Origin of the sequence: Loktanella fryxellensis (assembly GCF_900110065.1) — a bacterium.
GTDB lineage: Bacteria > Pseudomonadota > Alphaproteobacteria > Rhodobacterales > Rhodobacteraceae > Loktanella > Loktanella fryxellensis.
In genome coordinates this window covers 186,532-197,741 of sequence record NZ_FOCI01000002.1, presented here as the reverse complement: position 1 = coordinate 197,741, position 11,210 = coordinate 186,532, and the positions used below count along the sequence as shown (strand labels likewise).

The window sequence follows — 11,210 nt, the reverse complement described above, 5'->3', positions numbered from 1 at the left end:
CGCCGCTAGAACCGAAGTTCCCGCTCGACTTGCATGTGTTAGGCGTGCCGCCAGCGTTCGTTCTGAGCCAGGATCAAACTCTCAAGTTGAAAGCTGACATAATCAGCTAACCTTGACGTTCGAACCTCTGCACATCATCCCACATCAACCCGGCTAAGGTATCAATGCAGGACGTTTCTCTGTCTTCTGTGCTTCAGGTTATCCAAAGATAACAAGAAACCACATCAAACAGTGAAGCTGACACCGGTCATCGGGTTCCCCCTACCGGCGCGATATGCAAACGTCTGATCCATCGAACCGAACCAAACCGCCCACATATCTCTTCAGATACTAAATTTTCAAACAGCGTTAGAAAACGGTACTTAGCCAGATTACTCTGTCTTTCCTGTGCCGCCTTCCGAATTCTTCCTGAGAGCGTCGCAAACCTGCGTTCGTTTCCGTCTTTCAGTCCGTAGCGCCGTGTCCGTCGCTTCGTTGAGAGGGGTTCTACGGAGAGTGTCCGGGACCCGCAAGTGCCATTTTCGTGAAATGTCGAATTTTTATGACAAGCCGGAAAATGACGGAATTTTAAGGGGTTGCCGGAATATTCTGTCGCGGACCTTGCGTCGCATCGCAACATACGACCGCCTTCCGGTCGCGCCTTGTGGATACCCACAAGGTTATCCACAAGGGGTGGCTGCGCGACTGTCAGCTCGCGTCGGCGGGCCTGGACCGACGCACGAACAGGGTGCGAATCTGGCTCCATTTCAGCCGCAAGGTCAGCAAGGCGATCACCACGGCCATGTAGATGAACGGCTCTCGCGGCCATCCCTTGACCAGCCAGACGTAATGCAGCGCCCCCAGAACGGCGGCAGGATAGACAAGCTTGTGCAGATGCCGCCACCTGACCGGACCCAGTTTGCGGATCGCGCGATTGTTCGAGGTGAGTGCGAGGGGGATCAGCAACACGAAGGCGGCGAAACCGACGGTCACGTAGGGGCGCTTCACCACCTCTGTCACGACCCGCGACAGCGACTGCACATCGAGCAGCACGAAGACTAGAAAGTGCGCCAGCACCAGAAAGAAGGCCAGCAGACCGATGGCCCTGCGGAACTTGATCAGGTTGACCCCCGTCCAGACGCGCAGGGGGGTCACGGCAAGCCCTGCGATCAGCAACAGCAAGGCCGCCTCGCCATACTGTCGTTCCAGCACGTTGATCGGCTCTACCGCATAGGCGCCCTGCTGGGTCAGGGCTGACCAGAACTCCCACCCTACATAGGCTGCGCCGAGGATATAGAGGGGCCAGGCGGGCACGCGCCGCACGGCGCCGTTGATGGCGGACGCGATGGCCATCAGTATTCGCGGCTCAGGTCCATGCCCTCGTAGAGGCTGGCAACGTCGTCATAGCCGTTGAACATCAGCGTGTCCTGACGTGCCGCGAACAGCCCGCCGCCGATCTTGCGTTCCGTGGCCTGCGACCAGCGCGGGTGATCCACCGTCGGGTTCACGTTGGAATAGAACCCGTATTCTTCTGCGCTGATCAGGTTCCACGTGGTTGCGGGCTGCGCGTCCACCAGCGAGATGCGCGAAATCGACTTGATCGACTTGAAGCCGTATTTCCACGGCACCACCAGACGCAGGGGCGCGCCGGACTGGTTCGGCAGCGGCTCTCCATACAGGCCCGTCGCCATGATCGTCAGTGGATGCATCGCTTCGTCCAGACGCAGCCCTTCCACATAAGGAAAGTCGATGACTTGCCGCTGCACGCCGGGCATGTTGTCGGGCTGCACGACGGTCTCGAACGCGACGTGGGTTGCGCCTGCCTGTACACCGAGTTTGGCCAGCAGGTCGGCCAGTTCGAACCCTTGCCACGGCACGACGCGGGACCACGCCTCGACGCAGCGGAAACGATAGATGCGATCCTCGATCGTCATGCCGTCGATCAGGTCGGCCAGACTATAGTCACCGGGGTTGTCGACCAGCCCGTCGACCTTGACCACCCATGGATCCGTCACCATCGCCCCGGCGTTTTCGGCCGGATCGGTCTTGCCGGTGCCGAACTCGTAGAAATTGTTGTAGCTCGTGATCTCTTCCAACGTGTTGGGTTCCAGCGCGTCCTGCGCCACGGCCCGCCCGGCAATCCCGCTCAGCCCCAAGGCACCCAGTCCAGCGCTGCCGGCGATCAGCTGGCGGCGATTCATCCAGGCCCCACGGGGGGTCACGTTGGCTTGCGTCAGGTCGTTGATCCAGCGATAGGCCATGTCGGGCTCCCTTTGCGTTCTTGTCTTATATACGCGCAACGCCAATGAAAAGTTTCTCACGACTGCGGGGGGGACCTGTAACCCGGTCCCTGCATGCCCCGCCCGATCACGCGTGGTCACGGCTGTTCACGGTTAATCGAGTTGAAGTTCGCAAATGCCACTGCTTAGGCGGACGCGCTTCGCCGACCACAGGTCAGAGTGCCGCAGGGCATGGCAGACCGCCGCTAAACTTTCATACGGGCTGCCTTAGATACGGCTCATGCAGCCAAAAGGTTGCACGACACTCGTGAGGAGACACCACATGCTTCGTAAGACTCTGATGACCACCGCCGCCCTGCTGACCTTCGGTGCCGGCACCGCGGCCTATGCGCAAGAAGCCGACATCGTCGATACCGCCGTCGCCGCCGGCAACTTCACCACGCTGGTCGCCGCCGTCGAGGCTGCGGGTCTGGTCGAGACGCTGAAGGGCGAAGGCCCGTTCACCGTGTTCGCCCCCACGGACGAGGCATTCGCTGCCCTGCCCGAAGGCACCGTCGAGGATCTGCTGCTGCCCGAGAACATCGACCAGCTGACCGCGATCCTGACCTATCACGTGGTGCCGGGTGCCGTCATGGCCGCCGACCTGACCGACGGCATGACCGCCGCCACCGTGCAGGGTGCAGACGTGACGATCGGTGTGGGCGACACGGTCACCGTGAACGACGCCACCGTAACCACGCCGGACATCGCCGCCACGAACGGCGTGATCCACGTGGTCGACTCGGTCCTGATGCCGCCGGCCGAGTAATCGACCGACACCGCTTTTGAACGGTCGTTCCAAAGCTGGCCCCCTGCACCCGGTGCAGGGGGTCTTTTTGTTCCTAAAACAGGCAGTTGCGCAAAACCGCGGCGCAGACTGAGGGCTGCCGCTTGCCAAGCGGCAGAGGCGATGGTTCGGTCGGCTCAAACCCATCAGTCCCGCCACAGGAGCAACCATGTCCCGACCGACCCGCCTTATCGCCCTTGCCGTCACGGCCATGCTGGCCGCATCACCCGCACTGGCGCATCTCGACCATGCCGAACACGGGTCCTTTGCAGCGGGCTTCTCTCATCCGCTGTTCGGGCTAGACCATATTCTTGCGATGATCGCTGTGGGCTTGTGGGCGGCAGTGCTGGGTGGGCGCGCCATGCTGGTTGTGCCCGCCGCCTTCGTGACGGCTATGCTCGCAGGCTTTGCCGCCGCGATCGGGGGATTTCCGCTGATCCATGTGGAACCGATGATCCTCGCGTCGATCATCGTGATCGGCGTGCTGATCGCCATGCGCGCGCGCATGAGCATCATGACGGGTGCTGCACTGATGGCAGTCTTCGCCTTTTTCCACGGTCACGCCCATGGTGGCGAGTTGGGTGGCGCTGGCGCGGCCACGTTCGGCGCGGGATTCGTGGTGGCCACGGTGGCCCTGCACGCAGGCGGTGTGGTGCTGGGACTGCTGATCGCACGAATGGGTGCCGGAAACGGCGTCGTCATGCGGCTGCTGGGGGGTGCGACGGCCCTTGCAGGTGTCCTGCTGGCCTTCGGCTGACGATGAATGCACCCCCGGGGACAGGTCCCCGGGGGTGCATCGCGGTCAGTGGACGACGGCATCCTCCGGCCGGGGCCGTTGGGTGCCCGACACGCGGTCGCCCACGATCAGGCCATCGACACCGGCACTGACCGGCACGTGGTCGCCGTCACGGACATCGCCGGACAGGATCATCTCGGCCAGTTGATCCTGCAACGCGCGCTGGATCACCCGCTTCAACGGACGGGCACCGAAGACCGGATCGTAGCCTTCCTCGGCCAGCCAGCCCAGCGCGCCCGCATCCAGATCGAGGTGGATGTTCCGCCCCGCCAGCCGCTGTTCCAGCCGCTTCATCTGGATCGTGACGATCCCCGCCATGTCGGACCGCGCCAGACGGTCGAAGATGATCGTCTCGTCCAGACGGTTCAGAAACTCTGGCCGGAAATGCGCCCGCACCGCGTCCATCACGTCGCGCTTGGCCTGCGCCGGGTCCGCGCCGTCGGGCATCAGGCTCAACGCCTGTGCGCCGAGGTTGCTGGTCAGGATGATGAGCGTCTGCTTGAAGTCGACCGTCCGCCCCTGCCCGTCCGTCAGCATGCCGTCATCCAGCACCTGCAGCAGCACGTTGAACACGTCCGGGTCCGCCTTTTCGACCTCGTCGAACAGCACGACCTGATAGGGCCTGCGCCGCACCGCCTCGGTCAGCACGCCGCCTTCGTCATAGCCGACATAACCCGGAGGGGCACCGATCAGACGCGACACGGCGTGCTTCTCCATGAACTCGCTCATGTCGATGCGCACCATCGCTGAGTCGTCGTCGAACAGATAGTTCGCCAGCGCCTTGGTCAGCTCCGTCTTGCCCACGCCCGTCGGCCCAAGGAACAGGAAGCTGCCCAGCGGGCGCCCCTCGTCATTCAGACCGGCGCGCGCGCGGCGCACGGCGTTGGCCACGGCGCGCACCGCCTGCTTCTGCCCGATCACGCGACGACCCAGCTCGTCCTCCATGCGCAGCAGCTTGTCACGCTCGCCTTCCAGCATCTTGGACATGGGGATGCCGGTCCAGCGTTCCACGACCTCGGCGATCTGCTCGGGGCGCACCGCCTCTGCCACCATCAGGTCGCCGCCATCCGCCTCGCTCAACTGCCGCTCCAGCGTCGGGATCACGCCGTAGGACAGCTCTCCCGCCTTCGCCAAATTGCCTTCGCGCTTGGCGATCTCCAGATCGGCGCGGGCGCGGTCCAGCTTTTCCTTCAGCGCGCGGCCCGTCTCCAGCTTGTCGCGCTCGGCCTGCCACTTCGCCGTCATCTCGGACGCGCGTTCCTGCAGGTTCGCCAGCTCCTCCTCCAGCTTGGCCAGACGGTCCTTGGATGCGGCGTCGTCCTCCTTGCGCAGGGCCTCCTGCTCGATCTGCTTTTGCATGATGTCGCGGTCGAGCGCGTCAAGCGCCTCGGGCTTGCTGTCCACTTCCATGCGCAGACGCGACGCCGCCTCGTCCATCAGGTCGATGGCCTTGTCAGGCAGAAAGCGGTCGGTGATGTAGCGGTGCGACAGGGTCGCCGCCGCCACGAGGGCGCTGTCGCTGATCCGCACGCCGTGGTGCAGTTCGTACTTTTCCTTGATGCCGCGCAGGATGCTGATCGTGTCCACCACGGTCGGCTCCTCGACCATGATCGGCTGGAACCGCCGCGCAAGGGCCGCGTCCTTTTCGACATACTTGCGGTATTCGTCCAGCGTCGTGGCACCGACGCAATGCAGCTCGCCCCGCGCCAGCGCGGGTTTGATCAGGTTGGCCGCATCCATCGCGCCATCGGATTTGCCTGCCCCGACAAGGGTGTGCATCTCGTCGATGAACAGGATGACTTCACCCGCCGCCGCCTCAATCTCCTTCAGGATCGATTTCAGCCGCTCCTCGAACTCGCCGCGATACTTGGCGCCTGCAATCAGCGCCCCCATGTCGAGGGCCATCAGCCGCTTGTTGCGCAAGGATTCCGGCACGTCGCCGTTGACGATGCGCAGGGCGAGGCCTTCGGCAATCGCCGTCTTCCCGACGCCGGGTTCGCCGATCAGCACGGGGTTGTTCTTGGTCCGGCGCGACAGCACCTGCATCGACCGGCGGATCTCCTCGTCGCGGCCGATGATGGGGTCGATCTTGCCGGCCCGCGCGGCTTCAGTCAGGTCCCGGGCATATTTGTTCAACGCGTCATAGCCATCCTCGGCGCTGGCGCTGTCGGCGGTCCGGCCCTTGCGCACGTCGTTGATCGCGGCGTTCAGTGCCATCGGCGTGACGCGCCCTGCGTCCAACGCGTCCTTGGCCTTGGACTTCACGATGGCGAGCGCCGTCAGGATGCGCTCCACCGGGACAAAGGAATCGCCCGCCTTGGTCGCCAGCTTCTCCGCCTCGTCCAGCACCTTGGCCGTGGCATTGTCCATATAGGTCTGGCCCGCATCGCCGGTCACCTTGGCAATCCGCGCCACGCTGGCATCGACGTGGGTCCGCACGGCCTGCGCGTCGCCGCCGCCGTGGGCGATCAGGTTCGCGGCCAGGCCTTCGCCGTCGTCCATCAGCGCCTTCAGCAGATGCTCCGGCAGCAGCCGCTGGTGGTTTTCGCGCATGGCGATCGTCTGGGCCGCTTGAACGAAGCCGCGCGCGCGTTCGGTGAATTTCTCGAGGTTCATGCTCTCTCTCCTGCACAGCACCCGTTGGGTCAGGACGCCCGCGCTGCGGCACGCCCCCGGTCCGGGCCTTGAAGATGAGATGGGTCGCGCCACGGCCTGTTGCAAGTATCACACAGTCCGATTTCCGAACGGGCCAAGCAAAAGGCGCGCCCCGATGTGGGGCGCGCCTGTATTGGACGTGTGCAGGGCTGCGGGATCAGTTGCCCGTCGCAGGCTCTGCCGTGTCGGCAGCGTCATCATCGCCGCCCACCAGCGGCACTGCGGTGCCCGTCGCATCGGTGCCGGGCTGTGCCGCATCGGCGCCAGCCTGTGCCGGGGCCTCTGCGGGGGTGGTCGCATCGCCCGTCGCTGCGGGGGCATCATCGGCCGGTGCCGCCTCGGTGGCGGCGTCCGTGCCTGTGGGCGCGTCGGTCGCCGCTTCCGGTGCTGGCGCAGGTGCTGCCTCTTCGCCCGTGGGCGTGGTGAGCGGCGCGGTATCTTCAGGGGTCACGGCAGCGCCATCGCCTTCGACGACCACAGCCTCGGGGTCGGCACCTGCGCCCACGGCATCGCCATCGGTCGCCTCGTCCACGGCAGCGGCATCGTCAAGCGGTGCGGCCTCCTCGGCGGGTGCGGTCTCTTCGGCAGGTGCAGCTTCTTCGGCAGGCGCTTCAGCAGCAGGCGCGGCTTCTTCGGCGGGGGCAACCTCTTCGGCAGGCGCGTCCTCGGCGGGGGCAGCCTCCTCCACGGGTGCATCTTCGACAGGTGCGGCGTCCTCTGCCGGGGCTTCCGCGTCCGCCGGATCGGCCGCCACTTCTTCCACTACGGGACCGGACCCGACGGCCGCACCGATCTGCGGTGTCGTGACCGCCATCGCCAGCGCGATGACCGCAGCAACGCCGGCCCCGAGGCCGACGATCATGAAGAAGGGATTGGAGGCGAAACCGCCCGCTTTCTGTGCCACCGCGAAACTCCTTGTCACGTCATGGGCGCATTGCGCCGTTGGCAAAGACCTAGGTCCGTCCGCCGCTTTGGTCAATCCACGCCATCGTCAATCAAGACAGGCGCATAGCGCACATAGGCGAATGATGCGCCATCCGGGGACCAGCACGGCACGTTGATGCTGCCCTGCCCACCGAACAGGTCCAGCACCGCCCGGCTGTCACCACCGTCCTGCGGCATGACCCGCAACTGCACGGTCAGGTCGCGCGGGTGATAGAGCGTGCCCGCCGGATAGGCCAGATACAGCACATGCGCCCCGTCGGGGCTGGGGTGCGGGAACCAGTCCACGGTGTCGGACACGACCATGCGCTGCACGTCCGTTCCGCAGCGCCGCATCCGCCAGATCTGCGCCGCGCCACTGCGGTCGGAGTTGAACCAGATCCATGCGCCATCCGCGCTGAAATCGGGACCATCGTTGTGCCCCTCGTCGCTGCCCACGCCGGTCAGTTGCCGTTCCGCGCCATCCCACGTGCACACCTCGTACCGTCCGCCACGCCGCGCGCAGTAGGCGATCACACCGTAACGGTCGACGCCGTGCCAGTAGGACGGCACGTCAGGCACCACCTGTTCGGGCACGCCACCGCCCACCGGCACCCGGTAGAGGGTCGAGAGTTTGTCGACGTGATGCGACAGCCAGATCCAGCGCCCGTCCGCGCTGATCCCGTGGTCGTTGTTGCAGGCATCCGCGAAACCGATGTCGATCTCGGCCACGGTTCCGTCCAGTCCGACCCGCAACAGGCGCCCGTCCCGGTTTACCAGCAACCACCCGTCCGGGTGCCAGTTCGGCGCCTCGATCAGCGCGTCGGTCTGCCAGACGACGCGGACGTCGCCCGTCGCCATGTCGTAGATCTCCAGACTGCTGCGCATGACCGCCCCCCGATTGCCCCGTTCACATCCTTGGATTAGACCCGCGCAAGCAGAAAAGGAAAACCCCATGACCACCGCCGATGACCGCCTGATCGTTGCCCTCGACGTGCCCGACGTGATCGCGGGGCTGGACCTTGCCACGCGCCTCGGCGACGCGGTGTCGTTCTACAAGATCGGTCTGGGGATGCTGACGGGTGGCGGACTGGCCCTGGCGAACGAGCTGAAGCAGGAACACGGCAAGCGCATCTTCCTCGACATGAAGCTCTTCGACATCTCGGCCACCATCGAGGCGGCGGTGCGGGGCATCGCGCGCTACGACATCGACTTTCTGACCGTGCACGGCGACCCGCATGTGGTCCGCGCCGCCAAGGAAGGCGCCGCCGGCAGCGACATGAAGATCCTCGCCGTCACGATCCTGACCTCGCTCGACCGTGCCGATCTGGACGATTGCCTGATCCGCGACGGAGCCATCCCCGATCTGGTCGTGGACCGCGCGGCCCGCGCGCTGGACGCGGGTGCCGACGGCGTCATCGCGTCCCCGCAAGAGGCGGCGCTGATCCGCGCCCTGTCCGAATCGGATGGCCGCCTGATCGTCACCCCCGGCGTGCGCCCCGCAGGCGACGCCCCCGGCGATCAGAAGCGCATCGCCACACCCGCACAGGCGCTGGCGGACGGGGCCGATCATCTGGTGGTCGGACGCCCGATCTGGCAGGCTGGCGACCCCTTAGCCGCCACGTCGGCGATTCTGCGCCAGATGGCCGCGATTTTGCGCCAGACGCAGCTGTAAACAACAATCTTGCCTTGACAGGGAACTAATTCCCGATCTGTGCCGTTTCTTCACCGAGACATGATGAACCATGTCGCGCCTGCGCGGATCAACCGCCGGCCAGCTTGAGGAGCTAAAGCAGTGACACAGATCAATCTCGGCGACGTCCGTTATAATGCCACTGTCGGCGCCTTTGAGGCGCGCGTGGACATCCAGCGCGCCGGTCGCACGTTCCGTTATCCCTGCATGGTCGCAGGCCCGCTGAGCATGGACATGGACCGCGTGCGTCAGGGCCTTGCCCGTCATGCGCTGCGGATGTCCGACAGCGGCACCTCGCTCATGTCCTCGATTTGAGTTTTCCCGGTCCCGAAGGCCTGCTGCCGCAATCGCTGCCTCTGTCCCCAAACGATTGCCACATGGCGCGACCTTCCTCCTGACCCGGTGCTCCTCACGGACACCGGGTCATTTTTTTTACGACTGGCTGTGGCGTCCTGCCCCTATGCGCCGTGCCAAGGCGATAACAGTCACGCTGCATACGATCACGCCAAACATCTTCCATGCGTCAGGGTCGTAGACTGAAACACCCCGTACCATCACTGCGCTGATCGCCATCCCGGCAAGGATCGTCGTCAGCCCGTTCACGGTCGCCCGCTCTGACGCGCGACGCGGGATCAGCCAGACCAGCAGCACCGCAATAGCGAGGGCTGCAATTGGCATGATCTGGTCCACGCGCAGCCGCGGGCCTTGTGCGCGTTGCGTATCAAAAAATTCTGATAATACAATCGGATCGCGGGTGTCTATCGCCTCCAGGAAAGCCATTGTCGACGCGCGTTCGTTGAGGGCCAAGGGCTGCAACGCCCAGCCCGCCAGCACCAGCCCAACTGCAGGTCCGAGGGCCAACACGACCCAGCGCCAGAATGCGATCCGGGCTCCCTTAGTCGTTGATGTCACGGTCCCAGACCTTGGGTGCCTCACCCCGCAGGCCGAAGATGCGGCGCATCGCGAGGTAGGCGAGCAGCGACAGCACCGCAAAGATCGCGAGGATCAGCGGCAGGGACGCAATGGGCACGACCAGCAGCACCAGCCCCAGCACCCCGGCGCCTGCGGCGAAGCCGAGGAAGATGTAGCCCGGCACAATCACCTCGAGCGTGGCCAGCGCCAGCGCCGCCGACAGCCACACCCACCAGACCGACCACAGCATTAGGTCCGTCCCTTCAACATGCGGAACGCGTTGCCGAAGGCCTCGACCGCATCCGCGGGCAGGATCACGGTCTGCTGGCCCGCGCCACCGGCGATCTTGGCCAGCGCCTCGACCTGCTTCAGCGCGACCTGATACTGCGCCGCCTCCAAACCATTCTCGGCGATGGCGACGGCGACGACCTGCGTCGCATAGGCCTCTGCATCGGCCAGCACGCGGCGGGCCTTGGCCTCCTGCTCGGCGGCATAGAGGTCCGCATCCGCCTGCAACTCCACGCTCCGCTTGCGGCCTTCGGCCTCGGTCACCTGTGCACGCCGCGCGCGTTCGGCATTCAGCTGCTGCAGCATGGCGGCACGGGTCGCCGCGTCGAGGTTGACGTCAAGGATCTCGGCCCGCGTCACCTCGATCCCCCAGTCGTCCACCTGTTCGGCCAGTTGTTCGCGCACGGCGGCGATGACGCTGCTGCGGTTCGACTGCACCTGATCCAGTTCCATGCGGCCCACTTCGGACCGCACGATGCCAGCCACGGTGGTCGAGATCGCACCGTCCACGTCCCGGATGCGATAGACGGTCTTTTCCGGCTCGATGATACGGTAGAAGACGCTCGTCTCGACCTGCACCAGCACGTTATCGGTTGTGATCGCGTCCTGCTTCATCGTCGGCAACTGCCGCTCAAGGATGCTGACCTTGTGACGTACCACGTCGAGGAACGGCACCACGATGTTGATCCCCGGCCCCAGCACGGTGCGCAAGCGGCCCAGCCGTTCGACCACGTATTTCTCGGATTGCGGGACGATCCGCACGCCCTTGATGATGGCGAAGACCAGAAAGATCGCCAGCACCACAAAGACGATGTTCAGCCCCGCGTAATCGCCCAACTGCATTTGCGGTTCCATGGATCGCCTCCGTGCCAGAATGTCCCCGCAGGACTAAGGCCGCGC

The 11,210-nt window shown here is 64.9% G+C and carries 12 protein-coding genes and 1 rRNA gene; 4 read left to right on the top strand and 9 right to left on the bottom strand.

Annotated elements, in window-relative coordinates:
• The 3 genes from BMX16_RS03345 to msrP all read right to left on the bottom strand — a co-directional run.
• Positions 1–89: ribosomal RNA gene (locus BMX16_RS03345) — 16S ribosomal RNA — on the bottom strand; the annotation flags it as partial.
• Positions 90–687: 598 nt separating this feature from the next.
• The gene (gene msrQ / locus BMX16_RS03340; RefSeq protein WP_089898687.1) at positions 688–1,332 is read right to left on the bottom strand and encodes a protein-methionine-sulfoxide reductase heme-binding subunit MsrQ; all 645 of its coding nucleotides are present in this window, start codon (positions 1,330–1,332) and stop codon (positions 688–690) included.
• Positions 1,332–2,240, bottom strand: a complete 909-nt coding sequence (gene msrP / locus BMX16_RS03335) for a protein-methionine-sulfoxide reductase catalytic subunit MsrP (protein WP_089898684.1) — start codon at positions 2,238–2,240, stop codon at positions 1,332–1,334. The genes msrQ and msrP overlap by 1 nt, the downstream gene beginning before the upstream one ends.
• Positions 2,241–2,541: 301 nt before the next feature.
• Here msrP and BMX16_RS03330 point away from each other — a divergent pair, with 301 nt between their 5' ends.
• Both BMX16_RS03330 and BMX16_RS03325 read left to right on the top strand, forming a co-directional pair.
• Positions 2,542–3,027 (top strand): fasciclin domain-containing protein, encoded by a 486-nt coding sequence (locus BMX16_RS03330; protein WP_089898682.1) that lies wholly within the window; start codon positions 2,542–2,544, stop codon positions 3,025–3,027.
• A 187-nt stretch (positions 3,028–3,214) separates the two neighbouring features.
• A complete protein-coding gene (locus BMX16_RS03325) occupies positions 3,215–3,802 on the top strand; it encodes a HupE/UreJ family protein (RefSeq protein WP_089898680.1) in 588 nt (195 codons plus the stop codon).
• A gap of 45 nt (positions 3,803–3,847) precedes the next feature.
• Here BMX16_RS03325 and clpB read toward each other — a convergent pair whose 3' ends face one another.
• From clpB to BMX16_RS03310, 3 genes are all read right to left on the bottom strand, one after another.
• Positions 3,848–6,457: an ATP-dependent chaperone ClpB gene (gene clpB, locus BMX16_RS03320; RefSeq protein WP_089898679.1), complete on the bottom strand. Its 2,610-nt coding sequence runs from the start codon at positions 6,455–6,457 to the stop codon at positions 3,848–3,850.
• 196 nt (positions 6,458–6,653) lie between these two features.
• Complete coding sequence (locus tag BMX16_RS17530; RefSeq protein ID WP_177174557.1) at positions 6,654–7,400, bottom strand: hypothetical protein; 747 nt, start codon at positions 7,398–7,400, stop codon at positions 6,654–6,656.
• Positions 7,401–7,471: 71 nt separating this feature from the next.
• Entirely contained in the window at positions 7,472–8,305 is an 834-nt protein-coding gene (locus tag BMX16_RS03310) for a TolB family protein (protein WP_089898677.1), read from the bottom strand.
• A gap of 67 nt (positions 8,306–8,372) precedes the next feature.
• Here BMX16_RS03310 and pyrF point away from each other — a divergent pair, with 67 nt between their 5' ends.
• Together pyrF and BMX16_RS03300 are read left to right on the top strand one after the other, a co-directional pair.
• A complete protein-coding gene (gene pyrF, locus BMX16_RS03305; RefSeq protein ID WP_089898674.1) occupies positions 8,373–9,092 on the top strand; it encodes an orotidine-5'-phosphate decarboxylase in 720 nt (239 codons plus the stop codon).
• Positions 9,093–9,212: 120 nt separating this feature from the next.
• Positions 9,213–9,425 carry an orotidine 5'-phosphate decarboxylase gene (locus BMX16_RS03300; RefSeq protein WP_089898672.1) on the top strand — a complete coding sequence of 71 codons (213 nt, stop codon included), beginning with the start codon at positions 9,213–9,215 and terminating at the stop codon, positions 9,423–9,425.
• Between the two features lie 117 nt (positions 9,426–9,542).
• Here the strand turns inward: BMX16_RS03300 and BMX16_RS03295 are convergent, their stop codons facing one another.
• From BMX16_RS03295 to BMX16_RS03285, 3 genes are read right to left on the bottom strand one after another with little or no spacing between them, the layout of a single operon-like run.
• Positions 9,543–10,022 (bottom strand): hypothetical protein, encoded by a 480-nt coding sequence (locus BMX16_RS03295; RefSeq protein ID WP_143057988.1) that lies wholly within the window; start codon positions 10,020–10,022, stop codon positions 9,543–9,545.
• Complete coding sequence (locus BMX16_RS03290; RefSeq protein WP_089898668.1) at positions 10,006–10,272, bottom strand: hypothetical protein; 267 nt, start codon at positions 10,270–10,272, stop codon at positions 10,006–10,008. Before BMX16_RS03290 ends, BMX16_RS03295 begins: the two co-directional genes overlap by 17 nt.
• Entirely contained in the window at positions 10,272–11,165 is an 894-nt protein-coding gene (locus BMX16_RS03285) for an SPFH domain-containing protein (protein WP_089898666.1), read from the bottom strand. The genes BMX16_RS03290 and BMX16_RS03285 overlap by 1 nt, the downstream gene beginning before the upstream one ends.
• Positions 11,166–11,210 lie beyond the last annotated feature (45 nt).